This is a genomic window from Amycolatopsis sp. NPDC003731, from assembly GCF_053586895.1.
In genome coordinates this window covers 22,976-36,281 of sequence record NZ_JBSFNC010000048.1, presented here as the reverse complement: position 1 = coordinate 36,281, position 13,306 = coordinate 22,976, and the positions used below count along the sequence as shown (strand labels likewise).

The following is a 13,306-nucleotide window of genomic DNA, read 5'->3' as shown; positions in this document are numbered from 1 at the left end:
GCTCCTGTCCGGTCGGTGTGTGCTTCCTGAACCGGACAGCGGCGCGAAACCTGACAGAAGTCGGCTGTGACCTGAGTCACCAGGTGCCGGCGAGTGGCTCCCCGTGCTCGACGGCGTCCCACTGCCCCCTCGCGCGGGCGAGCTTGGCGGGGTTCGCCTGGGCGTGGACCCCCGCGATGCCGTCCGCCGTGACGTCCAGCGCGAAGACGCCGACGACCCGGTCGCCGACCACCATGACCAGCGCCGGCGCGCCGTTGGCGACCGCGGCGTAGAGGTCGGGGCGGCCGCCGACCATCTCCCACTTGGCCTCGCTCGGCGTGAACAGCGTGCGCAGGAACCGCGCCACCCGCAGGGCACCGGTGATCGGCCGCGGCACCGAGAACACCACGCCGCCACCGTCGCCGATGCTGATCGCGTCGTCGGCCAGCAGCTTCACGAGCGAGTCGGTCCGGCCGCTGAGCGCCGCGGCGAGGAACTCCTCGACGATCCTGCGGGCGGCGGCCGCGTCGACCTCGACCCGGCGGTGGTCGGCGACGAGGTGCTGCTTGGCGCGCCGGTGGATCTGCTGGCAGTTGGTCTCGGTGAGGTCGAGCACCTCGGCGATCTCGCCGTGCGAGTACCCGAACGCCTCGCGCAGCACGTACACGACGCGTTCCTTGGCCGAAAGCCGCTCCATCAGCGTGAGCATCGCGATGGACACCGATTCCCGCTGTTCGACGGTGTCGGAGGGACCGAGCATGCGGTCCCCGGCGAAGACCGGCTCCGGAAGCCACTGGCCGACGTAGGTCTCCCGCCGGGCCCGCGCCGAGGTGAGCCGGTTGAGGCAGAGGTTGGTGAGCACCTTCGTCAGCCACGCCTCGGGCGTCTCGACGAGCTCCCGGTCCGCGGCTTGCCAGCGCAGGAAGGTGTCCTGCACGGCGTCCTCGGCATCGGTGGCCGACCCGAGCAGGCGGTAGGCGATGGCCTCCAGCCGCGCCCTGGCCCCCTCGAACACCTCGAGCTCGTGCGTCCCCACAGACATGGCCCCAGTGAACCATCCGCCCCGTACGCGCGTGCGAAGATCGCGGGGTGTCGCCGACTTCCTCCCGCCCGCGCTCGTTCTGGGACGACGCGGTGGTGTACCAGCTCTATGTCCGTTCCTTCGCCGACAGCGACTGCGACGGCGTCGGAGACCTCGGCGGGGTGATCCGGCGGCTCGGGCACATCGCCGGGCTCGGCGCCGACGCGATCTGGCTCAACCCCTGCTACCCCTCGCCGCAGGCCGACCACGGCTACGACATCGCGGACTACCTCGGCGTCAACCCCGACTACGGCAGTCTCGAGACGTTCGACCGCCTGGTCGCCGAGGCGCACGCCCGCGGCCTGCGGATCCTGATGGACCTGGTGCCCAACCACTGCTCCGAGCAGCACCCGTGGTTCACGGCGGCACTGGCCGCCGGCCCCGGTTCCCCCGAGCGGGCGCGGTTCGTCTTCCGCGACGGCCGGGGCGACGAGCCGCCCAACAACTGGCAGTCGGTCTTCGGCGGTCCGGCGTGGACCCGCGTCACCGAACCCGACGGCACGCCCGGGCAGTGGTACCTGCACCTGTTCACCCGCGAGCAGCCGGACTTCGACTGGCGCAACGCAGAGGTGCTGGCGTACTTCGACGACGTCCTGCGCTTCTGGTTCGACCGCGGCGTGGACGGCTTCCGCATCGACGTCTGCCACGGCCTGATCAAGGACGCGGCCCTGCGCGACTGGGACCCGGCGGACGGCGGCTACAACGCCTACAGCTGGAACCGGCCGGAGGTGCACGAGATCTTCCGGAGGTGGCGCGCGCTGGCGGCCGGCTACGGCCCGGAGCGCGACCTGCTGCTGGTCGGCGAGGTCTGGGTGCCGGACCCGGCCGATCTGGACAGCTACCTGCGTCCGGACGAACTGCACCAGGCCTTCTCGTTCGACCTGCTCGTCCAGCCGTGGGAGGCAGGCGCCCTGCGCGGCGCGATCGAGCGCGCCACGGCCCGCACCGAGGTCCACGGCGCCCCGGCGGCGTGGACGCTGGCCAACCACGACGTCCACCGGGCGGTGACGCGGTACGGGATCGTCCGCCCGGAACCGGCCCCGGAGAGCAACGACGCCTTCGCGGCGCTGATGCGCCCCCGCGGCGAAGTCGACGTCGAGCTCGGCGACCGCAGGGCCCGCGCGGCGCTGCTCCTCGTGCTGGCCCTGCCGGGTTCGGTGTTCCTGTACCAGGGCGAGGAGCTCGGCCTGCCGGAAGTCCAGGACCTGCCCGACGAAGCCCGCCAGGACCCGGTGTTCCACCGGACGGGCGGCCTCGAGAAGGGCCGCGACGGCTGCCGGGTCCCGCTGCCGTGGGTCGCGGACCCGCCCGCGTTCGGGTTCGGCACCGGGACGCCGTGGCTGCCGCAGCCGGAGTGGTTCGGCCGCTACGCCGTCGACGTGCAGGAGAAGGACGACACGTCGACGCTGCAGCTGTACCGCCGCGCGGTCCGGGCGCGGCGGGAACGGCGGCTCGGCGCGCCGGGCCCGGTCGAGTGGCTGGACACAGGCGCGCCCGGGGTCCTCGCGTTCCGGCGCGGGGACCTGGTGTGCGTGGTGAACACCGGAAGCACGCCGTTCACCGTGCCGGACGGCTGGGGCGAGGCCGTGCTCACCAGCGGCGGGTCCGCCGTGGTGGCGGCCGACGCGGCGGCCTGGTTCACGCCTGCGGGCTCCTGAGCCCGGGCGGGTGGTTCGCGGGTTCGACGCCGAGGGCCGCGACCAGGTCGGCCACCCGGTGGTGCGCCTCCAACGGGTGACGCAGCCGGCCTTCCGGGTGGATCTTGTAGTGGTTGCGGCGGCCGACCCGCTCGCGCTCCACGTAGCCCTCGGCGATCAGGTCGGCGAGGATCAGCTGCACGCCGCGTTCGGTGATCCCGACGCGCCCGGCGATGTCGTGCAGCGTGCGGTCGGGATCCGCGGCCACGCAGAGCAGGACGTGCGCGTGGTTGCTGAGGAACGTCCACGAGGCCATACCGGCCACAGTAGACGTCCGAACTTGACAGACGAAGAGCAGTTCGTCATTCTGGTGGCAGCGGAGGGGAGTACCCGCCCGGTCCGGCATCGTCAATCCGGCTGCCCCAGAGCAGCCCGGTGCCGGCGTCACCTTCGGGTGACCGGGGAGACCTCCGGTTCGTCACCGAACCGGAGGATTGTGTCGTGACTGTCCCGTTCTGGGCCTGGGCCGCCGTGCTCGGCGTCATCCTCGCCATGCTCGCGATCGACCTGGCCGCCCACCGCAAGTCCCCCGTCGTCGGCGTCCGGTCGGCGCTGGCGTGGTCCGGCGCGTGGGTGGTGCTCGGGCTCGCCTTCGGCGGCGTGGTCTGGTGGGCCTGGGGCGGGGAGTTCGCGGGCCAGTACTTCGCCGGCTACGTCATCGAGAAGTCCCTCGCGGTCGACAACGTCTTCGTGTTCGCGATCATCTTCAGCTACTTCGCCGTCCCCCGCGAGTACCAGCACCGCATCCTGTTCTACGGCGTGGTCGGTGCCCTGGTGTTCCGGGCGGTGTTCATCGCGGCGGGCTCGGTGCTGATCGCGAGCTTCGCCTGGATCCTCTACGTGTTCGGCGCGTTCCTCGTCCTCACCGGCGTGCGGATGGCGTTCCACAAGGACGAGGCGGTCGACTACGAGCGGAACCCGGTGCTGCGGCTGTTCCGCCGGATCGTGCCGTCCACCGACGGCGACCACGGCGGCAAGTTCCTGGTCCGGCAGGCCGGCCGCTGGGTGGCCACGCCGCTGCTCGCCGTCCTGGTCCTGATCGAAGTCACCGACGTCGTCTTCGCGGTCGACTCGATCCCGGCGATCTTCGCGGTCACCCAGGAACCGTTCCTGGTGTTCACCTCGAACGCCTTCGCCGTCCTCGGCCTGCGGGCGATGTACTTCCTGCTCGCCGACGTGATGCACCGGTTCGTGTACCTGAAGCTCGGCTTGGCCCTGGTGCTGGTCTGGGTCGGCGTGAAGATGCTGCTGCTGGACGTCTGGAAGATCCCGACGGCCCTTTCGCTGGGCGTGGTCGCCGCGATCCTCGCGACGGCGGTCACGGCCAGCCTGCTCAAAACCTCGGCTGTCTCCCGGAAGGAATGACGATGCGCCTGACCACCACAGTCCTCGCCGGAGGCCTCCTGCTGACCTTGACGGGCTGCGGCGTGGCAGCGGAAACGGCGGGCCAGGTGAGCAACGCGGCCTCGACGGCGGCGGTCTGCGCGGACGCCGTCCGCATCGCCACGGCGAACCCGGACCCGACGAACCCCCAGGCGGCGGCCGACCGCGCCCACGCGGCCGCCGACGAGCTGACCGGGTTGGCCGCGAAGGCGGCGAACACCACCGCGGCGGAGGCCATCAACAGCCTGGCGGCAACGCTGCGCGAGACGACCGTGGACGACCTGGTGAAGACCCCGGCGGACTGGGCCCGGAAGAAGGCGGACCAGGTGACGGCGCTGACCCGGGCCTGCGCCGGCTGAAGCCACGCACCGCACGTGACACCCACCCCAGGAGCCCTCATGACCGCACCCACCACCGCCGGGGAGATGACCGGGGTGGCCGGATGGGCCGTCGGGCTCATGGAGTCGCTCGGAGGTCCCGGGGCCGCCCTCGTCGTCGGGCTCGACAACCTCTTCCCGCCCCTTCCCAGCGAGCTCGTCCTGCCGCTCGCCGGATTCGCCGCCGGGCGGGGCTCCTTCAGCCTCGGTGGTGCCCTCTTCTGGACCACCCTCGGGTCGGTGGCCGGGGCCGTCGTCGTCTACCTGCTCGGGCAGCGGCTCGGGCACGACCGCACGCGCCGGCTCGTCGGCCGGATCCCGCTCGTCAAGACCGCCGATTTCGACCGGACCGCCACGTGGTTCGCCCGGCACGGCGGCAAAGCCGTCTTCTTCGGGCGGATGATCCCCGTCTTCCGCAGCCTCGTCTCGCTGCCCGCCGGGGTCGAACGCATGCCGTTCGGGCGGTTCCTGCTCTACACCACCGCCGGCAGCCTCATCTGGAACACCGGGTTCGTGGTCGCCGGCTACCTGCTCGGCGAACACTGGCAGCTCGTCGAGCGGTACGCGGCGATCTTCCAGTACGTCGTGTTCGCCGCGATCGCCGTCGCCATCGGGGTGTTCGTGGTCCGCCGCGTCCGGGGACGCAAGCCCGTTTGAAATTACGCCGTCGTGGGCGTGGAACCGCTCGCCCACTAGAGCCTGTTTCAATGGCCAGTACCGCCTCGAACTGCGGTGAATCACCCCCAGCGCGTGATCGGCTGGCTCGGGCTCCCCGACACCACCGGGCGGTTCCTTCTGCCGGGCACTGTCGGTGCGGGCAGCCCGGCCGCGTCCGCCCGAGTGTGCAACGCCGCCAGGAGCATCGCCCACTGCGCGTCGGTCAGATCGGCTCGCCCGCTGCCGTCAGGCCGGCCACGAGGTCTCCGGTGTTCTCGACCTTCTTGGTCGTTGACCGATCTATCGGGCACTACCTGGCTGGTCAGCACCTCGAAACAGCCTAGAGCCGGTCCGGCAGGCCCGCCGCCGCGACGAGGGCCGGGCCGTGGAACTTGACCGCCTTCGCGAACCGGCCGCCGGCGATCGTGAACACCCACAGCCCGTCGGCGCGGCGGACTCCGGCGGCGTCCAGGCGGTAGCTGCCCGCCGCGGGCTGGCCGTTGGCTCGGGTCGGCAGCAGCCGTGCCGCTCCACCCGGGGCCGCGAACGCGCGCTCCAGGAACGGCAAGCACCGGTCCACGCCCTTGAACCACACCGGGTGCGGCACGGCTTCGAGGCTGAAGTCGTCCTGGATGACCGCGCGCAGCGCCGCGGTGTCCTCGGCCTCGAACGCGGCGATGTAGCGGTCGAGCAGCGCACGCTCGTCCGGCTCCGGCACCCGGGTGTCCAAGTCCAGCTCGTCGAGCGCCGCACGCGCCCGCTGCAGGAGGCTCTTCACCGCCGGCACGCTGATCGCGAGCGTGTCCGCGATCTCCGCGGCCGACCACGAAAGCACTTCACGCAGCAGGAAAGCCGCGCGCTGGCGGGGCGGGAGGTGCTGCAGCGCGGCGACCAGCGCCAGCCGGACCGACTCGCGCCGCACCACCACCTCCCCCGGGTCGCCGAGCACGGCGTCGGGCAGCGGCCCGAGCCACGCGACGGAGTCGTCGGCGAACACGCGCGTCCCCGGATCGTCCGACGGCGGCCCGAGCCCGGCGGGCAGCACGCGCCGGCTGCGGTGATTGAGCTCGGTGAGGCAGGTGTTGGTGGCGATCCGGTAGAGCCACGTCTTGAGCGACGACCGCCCCTCGAAGGCGGCCACCCCGCGGGCGGCCTTGAGGTAGGTCTCCTGGACGGCGTCTTCGGCGTCCTGGTGGGACCCGGTCATCCGGTAGCAGTGCGCCACCAGCGCCGGGCGCAGCGAGCCGAACTCGTCCCGCAGCCGCTCCTCGGAAGACACCACGCGCTCCTCGTTCGTCATGGACATCGTCGATCATCCCTCCCGAGGGCGGCCAGCAGCCGGGCACCGGGTCCACACCCCGGCGGCCGGGCGACGGGCTCGGCGAACAGGCCCGGGCGGGTGCCGCGGTCGAGCACCGACGGCAGTTCGGCGAGCAGCCGGGTGGCGAGGTCGTCGGGGATCGGCCGGGCCGGCCGTACGTCCCAGCCGTGGACGGTGGCTTCGATGGCGGCCACGACGATCAGCCGGTGACACGGCAGCGGCAACCCGTCGACGGCGACCGAGCGGCGGCCGCGGAGATCCCCTGCCGCGGCCGTGAGCGCGGCCGCGGCGCCGGCGAGGTCGCGCCGGAGGGAGCGGGCGGTGTTCGGCCCGGTTCGCGGCGGTGTCACCGGTGGGACTTCGCCGGAGGCGAGTGAAGCCGCCACGCAGCGGAGGGAGCGCACGAGGTGAGCGAGGGTCTCGGCGACGGTCCAGGCGTCGCAGGCCGAGGGCCGGCCGAGATCGGCGAGCCCGACCTCCGCCGCCGAGACGACGGCGTACTCGAGCGCGGCGGCGAGCGTCGCCGCCGTTCCCGCCGCGGGGCGGGAATCGGCGGGCGACCGGCCGTCACGCATCCGCCAACCCCGCCGCGCGGCGCAGCTCCTCCAGCGAGCCACGCATCGCCGCCAGGCCGGCGCGGTAGAACCGCGGCCCGAACGACACTCTGGCGACCCCCAATGACGCCAGAGTGCCGAGGTCCAGTTCCGGGCCGGTGTTCCCGTTGACCGGCCCGGGCACGCCCGCCACCAGGCGACGGAGGTCGTCCGCGCTCGAAACCCCGATCGGGTACACACAATCCGCTCCGGCCTCGCGGTAGAGCCGCCCGCGCCGGATCGCCTCCGCCGTCCGCTCCGGTCCGGAAAACCCGCTCGGCGGCAGGAAAGTGTCGATCCGCGCGTTGATCACCAGCGCGGCACCGGCCGCCGCGCGGATCGCGGCCAGCCGGTCCGCCTGGGCCGTCGCCGCCACCAGTCCCCCGGCCCGGTGGTCGGTGTCCTCCAGGTTGCAGCCCACCACGCCGGCGGCCAGCAGTTCCGCCACGAGCTGATCCGGCGCCAGGCCGTAGCCCGCCTCGGCGTCCATCGTCACCGGGACCGGCACCGCGCGGGCGATCCGCGCGACGGCGGCGAACATCTCCCGCCACGGCGCCCGCTCGCCGTCCTCGTGCCCCAGCGCGCCGGCCACCGCCGCACTGGACGTCGCCACCACCGGGAACCCGGCCGCCACCACGAGCGAGGCGCTCTCCTCGTCCCACGCGTTCGGCAGCACCAGCGGCTTCCCGTGGTGCAGCTCGCGCAGCACACCGGCTTTCAGGTCAGACATCGCTCGGCTCCTCGGCGGAACGTGGGGGGATGACGGAACCGGCCACCGCGCCCGCCGCGGCGAGGACGGCGCCGGCCACCGCGGCGGCGGTGAACCCGGCGGAGAACGCCGCACCGGACGCGTAGCTGCCGGCCAGCGAGAACCCGGCGACCAGGACCGCGACGCCGAACGCCCCGCCCAGCTGCCGCATCGCGCTGAAGGCGCCGGAAGCCTTGCCGAGGTACCGCGGCGCGACCGACGTCAGCACCGCGCTCTGCGCCGCCGGCAGGCACATCGCGATCCCCGTGCCCGACAGCACGAGCGGCACACCGATCACCCAGTAGCCGATCTCAGGCCCGGCGACCAGGGCGAGCCACACCATAGCGAGAGCGTGCAACCCCAGCCCGGCCACGATGAAGGGCCGTTCGCCGAACCGGCCGACCAGCCGGCCCGCCAGCTGCGGGACGACCGTCGTCGTCAGCCCCCACGGCGCGAGCCCGAGCCCGGCCGCCAGTGGCCCGTAGCCGAGTCCGTCCTGCAGGAACTGGGCCATGAAGAACACCGCGCCCAGCGCGGACGCCCAGTGGAAGAAGATCACCGCGTTGCCGGCGGCGAACCGGCGTGAGCGGAACAGGTGCAGCGGCAGCATCGGATGGGCCGCTCGCCGTTGCCACGCCACGAACGCGCCGAGCGCCACCAGGCCCGCCACCAGCGGCCCCAGCACGCTCACGCTGGTCCAGCCGGCCGAATTGCCCTGGACCAGGCCCCACACCACCCCGAACGAGCCGGCACCGGCCAGCACCAGGCCCGGGACGTCGAGGGCCGGGTCCGGGCCGTGGCTCTCCGGCATCCGGGTCAGCGCGAAGTACGCCAGCGCCAGCCCGATCGGGACGTTGATCCAGAAGATCCACGGCCACGAGATGCCTTCCACGACCGCGCCGCCGAGCAGCGGCCCGAGCGGGACCGCGACCCCGCTGACGCTCGCGAACACCCCGAGCGCCTTGGCCCGCAGCTGCGCCGGGAAGGCGGCCCCGAGCAGGGCGAGCGCGAGCGGCATGACGAATGCGGCCCCGGCGCCCTGCAGCACCCGCCCGGCGATCAGGACCTCGGCACCGGGCGCGACCGCACAGATCAGCGACGCCGCCGCGAACAGCGTCACCCCCGCCGCGAAGACCCGCCGCCGTCCCCAGCGGTCACCGGCCGCCGCCGACGTCATGAGCAGGACGGCGAAGCTCAGGCCGTAGGCGTTGACCGTCCATTCGAGCTCGGTGACCGACGCTCCGAGGTCGGTCCGGATCGCCGTCAGCGCGGTCGCCACGACCAGCGCGTCGAGGACGACCATGAACGACGCCACCGCGGTGATGACCAGCACCCATCTTCGCTGGGCGGCCCCCGCGGCCACGGGGGTGGGTGAAGTCGTGGTGCGCACTCGTGTCTCCTTGCTCCGGTCACCGGCGTCTCGCCGCTTCCGAAGACTTGGACACCGCGAAGTCCCCGAAGGAATCGGTGCTACCGCGGAACCGGCTCCTGCGCCGAGGCCGCCGGTTCCGCGAAGGTCCGGGCCAGGTGGTCCTGCAGCCGGGCGTGGCGGAACTGGTGGTGGCTCGTCGCGGTGCTTTTCCTGGTGCTGCTGCTGGCTTCCACGTGCCGCCAGGAGGCCCGCAGCGCCCCGGGACGACGTCGGTTCAGCCGACCGCCCGGCCGAACCTCGCCGCCAGCGCCCGGATGTGGTCGACGAGCTCCGGTGGCTCGTGCACCTGGAAGTCGAACCCCTTGCCGGCGACGTAGATCGCCAGCTCGTCGAGCGAGTCCGAGCCGGCGCGCAGGGTGCAGCTGTGCTCGTCGATCGGCTCCAGCGCCGCGGTGGTGGGGCTGATCCGCTCGGCCGCGGTCTCGGCGCTGACGTGCAGGGTGAACCGGCCCTGGTAGCGGTAGGCCGAGGTCGAGATCGCCCGGGAGGTGTACCCGCCGAGATCGGGGTCGGGCGGGGTGCGCGGGGTGAACCGGGGCCCGGTGGGCGTGCGGGGTTCGAGGCGGTCGACGCGGTAGGTGCGCCAGTCTTCGCGGTCGACGTCCCAGCCGATGAGGTACCAGCGCCGCCCGGTGTGCACCAGCCGGTGCGGCTCGGTGGTGCGGACGCTTTCGGTGCCGTCGTGGGCGCGGTAGCCGAAGCGCAGCCGCACCGAGTCGCGGACGGCGGCGGCGATGGCGGTGAGGGTGTCCGGGTCGGCGGTGGGGCCGGTGTTGGCGAGCGGCACCGTCGCCGACCGCAGGGCGTTGATCCGGTGCCGCAACCGCGACGGCAGCACCTGCTCGAGCTTGGCCAGCGCGCGCACCGACGTCTCCTCGATGCCGGTGATCGAGCCGCCCGCCGCCGTGCGCAGGCCCATCGCGACGGCGACGGCCTCGTCGTCGTCGAGCAGCAGCGGCGGCAGGTCCGCGCCGGCACCCAGCCGGTAGCCGGCGGTGCCCGCGGTGGCCAGCACCGGGTAGCCGAGCGCGCGCAGCCGTTCGACGTCGCGGCGCACGGTCCGCGGGGTGATCTCCAGGCGTTCGGCCAGTTCCGCTCCGGACCAGTCGCGCCGGGTCTGCAGGAGCGAGAGCAGCCGCAGGAGCCGTGCCGAGGTTTCCCACATGAACTGCATTCTGCCCCGAAGCTAGGACCGAACCTGACCTAACCGGCTCCTAGGGTTGGAGACATGCAGAACAACGAAGAGATCCGGCCCTTCACCATCGACGTCCCCCAGGCCGAACTGGACGACCTGCGCGACCGGCTCGCCCGCACCCGCTGGGGCGCGGACCTGCCCGGGGTGGGCTGGAGCCGCGGGGTGCCGGTCAGCTACCTCAAGGAGCTGGCCGGGTACTGGCGCGACGGTTACGACTGGCGCGCCCACGAGCGGAAGCTGAACGCCTTCCCGCAGTTCGTCACCGAGATCGACGGGCAGGACATCCACTTCATGCACGTCCGCTCGGCCGCGCCGGACGCCCTGCCCCTGCTGCTGATCCACGGCTGGCCCGGGTCGGTCGTGGAGTTCCTGAACGTGATCGGCCCGCTGAGCGAGACGTTCCACCTCGTGATCCCGTCGATCCCCGGCACGGCCTTCTCCGGGCCGACCCGCGAGGCGGGCTGGGACACCGGCCGGATCACCCGCGCCTTCGCCGAGCTGATGGACCGGCTCGGCTACGACCGCTACGGCGTCCAGGGCGGCGACACCGGCGCGGTCGTCGGCCCGGGACTCGGCCGGCTCAACCCGGACAAGGTCGTCGGCGTGCACGCGAACGGGCTCTACGCGTTCGGTGCGCCGGACGACGACGTCGAGCTCACGGACGCCGAAAAGGCGCGGCTGCAGCAGTTCGAGTACATGCGGACCGAGCAGGGCGGGTACGTGGCGGTGCAGACGACCCGGCCGCAGACGCTGGCGCACGGGCTGCACGACTCGCCGGTGGCGCAGCTGGCCTGGATCGTCGAGAAGTTCAAGGAGTGGACCGACCCGGCGGCCGAGCTGCCCGAGGACGCGGTGGATCGGGACCTGTTGCTCACCAACGTGATGCTCTACTGGCTGACCGGCACCGGCGGTTCGTCGGCCAACTGCTACTACGAGACGGCCCACGCCGGCGCGTGGGGCGCGAGCGAGCGGTCCCCGGTGCCGACCGGTGTCGCGGTGTTCCCCCTGGACCTGTCGATCCGCGGCGCGCTCGACCGCGAGCACACGATCGTGCACTGGTCGGAGTTCCCCCGCGGCGGCCACTTCGCGGCACTGGAGGCGCCCGATCTGCTGGTCGGCGACGTCCGGCAATTCTTCGCCGAACTGCGGTGAGCAGCCTTACGGCCGGGGTCGTCGACGCAGCCGCAGTGCGACGACGACCGCGGCCACCACCACGACGACGGCGACCAGGATCCACACCCAGGCCGGAACGCTGGTGCCGATCTCGCTCGCCGGATCCGGCTTCGGCGTCGCGGACGCGGTGGTGGCCGGCGCGGCAGCCGCCGAGGTCGGCGCCGCGGAACTGGACGGGACCGGCGCGGTGAGCGTGAAGTGCACCTCGGCCGTCACCTTGTCGCCGTCGTCCGAGACGACCTTGTAGGTGAGCGTGTAGGCGCCGACCGGGCCGGCCGCGGTCACCGGGGCCGTGATCACCGCGTCGACGACCGAAGGTGTGCCGACCGTCCACTTCGCCCCACCCGGGCCGGTGATCGAGATCGGATCCGGCTGGAGGGTGACGGGCTCCTCGAAGGTGAGCTCGATCTTGCGCGGCGCGGCGGCGAGGCTCGCCCCTTCGGCGGGCGAACTCGACTTGAGCTCGGTGTGGGCCGACGCGGGCCCGGCCACCAGCAGCACGCCGGACAACGCGAGCACCAGCGCTCCGAACAACCGGGCGATCTTCATGCGAGTCCCTCGATCCGACGACGGCCGTACCGGAGCAGTCTGGCAGCACCCGGCCGGCCTGACCCGTCAGGGCGCCACCTCCACTTCCATTCCCATGATTCGCGTTGTCCGGCGCCGCCGGAGCCAGCCGCGGGCCGGCGAGCCGTCCGGAACTTCCGACAGGAACGCCTTGCGCTGCGCCGACGTTGCCGAGCGCCAGCGCATCGCCAGCACCGGGCGGACCGGCGCGATGTAGGCCCGCACCCGCTCGTGCGCGCCGGCCACGCGGGTCTCGTACTCGCGGTCCGGGCGGTAGGCCAGTTCCAGGTCGATCAGCGGCGCGGGGCCGCCCGCACGGTGGTGGCAGCGCGACAGCATCCGCGCGAGCTCGTCCATCGCGCCCCGCACTCGGCAGGGCATCTGGTCCTGCCAGCGGCCGAGCCGCGGGACGGACGCGGGGGCGGCGGTCACCTCGTCGGCGAGCACGACCAGGGCCCGGATCGCCGATCCGGCCAGTTCGACGCGGATGCGCCGTCCGCCGGCGTCGACGAAGAAGCGCGGCACCCGGCCGGCCACGACGGTGCCCGAACGCCGCCGCACCCACTCCTCGACGGCGTCGGGCGACGGGCAGGACGACACGAACGTGAACGCCAGCTCGTCACCGGCGAGGTTCATCGTCACGGGGAACAGCGAGCCGATGTCGTGCACGAACGCCGAGCCGATCACGAGTGCGGCGCGGGAGCCGCCTCCGGTCATCCCCGGTTACACCTGCAGATCCGTTTCGATGCGTTTGAGGTAGTGCCGGGCCAGCGCCAGGTTCGCCCGGTCGCGGTCCAGCACCAGGTAGAGGAACAGCGAATTGCGCGAGCCGACCGAATTCATCAGCCGGATCAGGTGGTATTGCCGGTGCAACGTGATCAGGATGTCCTCGATGGAATCGTTGAGCGCCAGCGAGGACATGACCCGCAGTTTCGACCGGACGACCTCGGTGTTCCCGGCCGCGGCGACCTCCAGGTCGAGCCAGTCGCCGCCGCCGCTGGTGCCGAGCGACATCCCGCTTTCGTAGTCGACCAGCGCGACGCCGACGGCGCCGCTGATGGACATGGCTTCCTTGAGTGCCGTGTCGATGTTCATCATCTGCT

Annotated in this window: 15 protein-coding genes; 5 read left to right on the top strand and 10 right to left on the bottom strand. The window is 72.7% G+C overall.

Translation table 11 applies throughout. The features are described 5' to 3' along the window. Positions 1 to 76: 76 nt before the first annotated feature. On the bottom strand, positions 77 to 1,021 hold the full coding sequence (gene sigJ, locus ACWDN5_RS21525) for an RNA polymerase sigma factor SigJ (RefSeq protein WP_449677527.1): 945 nt from the start codon (positions 1,019 to 1,021) through the stop codon (positions 77 to 79). Between the two features lie 47 nt (positions 1,022 to 1,068). Here sigJ and ACWDN5_RS21520 point away from each other — a divergent pair, with 47 nt between their 5' ends. Beyond that, the gene (locus tag ACWDN5_RS21520; RefSeq protein ID WP_449677526.1) at positions 1,069 to 2,718 is read left to right on the top strand and encodes a glycoside hydrolase family 13 protein; all 1,650 of its coding nucleotides are present in this window, start codon (positions 1,069 to 1,071) and stop codon (positions 2,716 to 2,718) included. Here ACWDN5_RS21520 and ACWDN5_RS21515 read toward each other — a convergent pair. Continuing rightward, on the bottom strand, positions 2,699 to 3,013 hold the full coding sequence (locus ACWDN5_RS21515; protein WP_310977265.1) for a helix-turn-helix transcriptional regulator: 315 nt from the start codon (positions 3,011 to 3,013) through the stop codon (positions 2,699 to 2,701). The two genes, ACWDN5_RS21520 and ACWDN5_RS21515, sit on opposite strands and share 20 nt — an antisense overlap. A 185-nt stretch (positions 3,014 to 3,198) precedes the next feature. On the opposite strand from ACWDN5_RS21515, the gene ACWDN5_RS21510 reads away from it, so the two are divergent. The 3 genes from ACWDN5_RS21510 to ACWDN5_RS21500 are packed head-to-tail and all read left to right on the top strand — an operon-like array spanning position 3,199 to position 5,174. Next, positions 3,199 to 4,122, top strand: a complete 924-nt coding sequence (locus ACWDN5_RS21510) for a TerC family protein (RefSeq protein ID WP_449677525.1) — start codon at positions 3,199 to 3,201, stop codon at positions 4,120 to 4,122. Between the two features lie 2 nt (positions 4,123 to 4,124). After that, positions 4,125 to 4,499, top strand: a complete 375-nt coding sequence (locus tag ACWDN5_RS21505; protein WP_310977263.1) for a bacteriophage spanin2 family protein — start codon at positions 4,125 to 4,127, stop codon at positions 4,497 to 4,499. A 39-nt stretch (positions 4,500 to 4,538) separates the two neighbouring features. Beyond that, positions 4,539 to 5,174 (top strand): DedA family protein, encoded by a 636-nt coding sequence (locus ACWDN5_RS21500; protein ID WP_449677524.1) that lies wholly within the window; start codon positions 4,539 to 4,541, stop codon positions 5,172 to 5,174. Between the two features lie 340 nt (positions 5,175 to 5,514). Here ACWDN5_RS21500 and ACWDN5_RS21495 read toward each other — a convergent pair whose 3' ends face one another. The 5 genes from ACWDN5_RS21495 to ACWDN5_RS21475 all read right to left on the bottom strand — a co-directional run bounded on the left by ACWDN5_RS21495 (position 5,515) and on the right by ACWDN5_RS21475 (position 10,433). After that, positions 5,515 to 6,474, bottom strand: a complete 960-nt coding sequence (locus ACWDN5_RS21495) for an RNA polymerase subunit sigma-70 (RefSeq protein ID WP_449677545.1) — start codon at positions 6,472 to 6,474, stop codon at positions 5,515 to 5,517. After that, positions 6,471 to 7,070 (bottom strand): maleylpyruvate isomerase N-terminal domain-containing protein, encoded by a 600-nt coding sequence (locus ACWDN5_RS21490; protein WP_449677523.1) that lies wholly within the window; start codon positions 7,068 to 7,070, stop codon positions 6,471 to 6,473. Before ACWDN5_RS21490 ends, ACWDN5_RS21495 begins: the two co-directional genes overlap by 4 nt. Then, positions 7,063 to 7,818 carry an isocitrate lyase/PEP mutase family protein gene (locus ACWDN5_RS21485; protein WP_449677522.1) on the bottom strand — a complete coding sequence of 252 codons (756 nt, stop codon included), beginning with the start codon at positions 7,816 to 7,818 and terminating at the stop codon, positions 7,063 to 7,065. The genes ACWDN5_RS21490 and ACWDN5_RS21485 overlap by 8 nt, the downstream gene beginning before the upstream one ends. Beyond that, positions 7,811 to 9,226: a DHA2 family efflux MFS transporter permease subunit gene (locus ACWDN5_RS21480; protein WP_449677521.1), complete on the bottom strand. Its 1,416-nt coding sequence runs from the start codon at positions 9,224 to 9,226 to the stop codon at positions 7,811 to 7,813. Before ACWDN5_RS21480 ends, ACWDN5_RS21485 begins: the two co-directional genes overlap by 8 nt. A 256-nt stretch (positions 9,227 to 9,482) precedes the next feature. Continuing rightward, positions 9,483 to 10,433 (bottom strand): helix-turn-helix transcriptional regulator, encoded by a 951-nt coding sequence (locus ACWDN5_RS21475; protein ID WP_449677520.1) that lies wholly within the window; start codon positions 10,431 to 10,433, stop codon positions 9,483 to 9,485. 63 nt (positions 10,434 to 10,496) lie between these two features. Between ACWDN5_RS21475 and ACWDN5_RS21470 the strand changes: the two genes are divergently transcribed. Further along, entirely contained in the window at positions 10,497 to 11,615 is a 1,119-nt protein-coding gene (locus tag ACWDN5_RS21470; RefSeq protein ID WP_449677519.1) for an epoxide hydrolase family protein, read from the top strand. 6 nt (positions 11,616 to 11,621) lie between these two features. Here the strand turns inward: ACWDN5_RS21470 and ACWDN5_RS21465 are convergent, their stop codons facing one another. The 3 genes from ACWDN5_RS21465 to ACWDN5_RS21455 all read right to left on the bottom strand — a co-directional run bounded on the left by ACWDN5_RS21465 (position 11,622) and on the right by ACWDN5_RS21455 (position 13,298). Continuing rightward, positions 11,622 to 12,185: a copper resistance CopC family protein gene (locus ACWDN5_RS21465; protein WP_449677518.1), complete on the bottom strand. Its 564-nt coding sequence runs from the start codon at positions 12,183 to 12,185 to the stop codon at positions 11,622 to 11,624. Between the two features lie 66 nt (positions 12,186 to 12,251). Further along, the gene (locus ACWDN5_RS21460; protein ID WP_310977239.1) at positions 12,252 to 12,920 is read right to left on the bottom strand and encodes a hypothetical protein; all 669 of its coding nucleotides are present in this window, start codon (positions 12,918 to 12,920) and stop codon (positions 12,252 to 12,254) included. Between the two features lie 6 nt (positions 12,921 to 12,926). Continuing rightward, positions 12,927 to 13,298, bottom strand: coding sequence for a hypothetical protein (locus tag ACWDN5_RS21455; RefSeq protein WP_449677544.1), 372 nt, complete (start codon positions 13,296 to 13,298; stop codon positions 12,927 to 12,929). Positions 13,299 to 13,306: the final 8 nt, after the last annotated feature.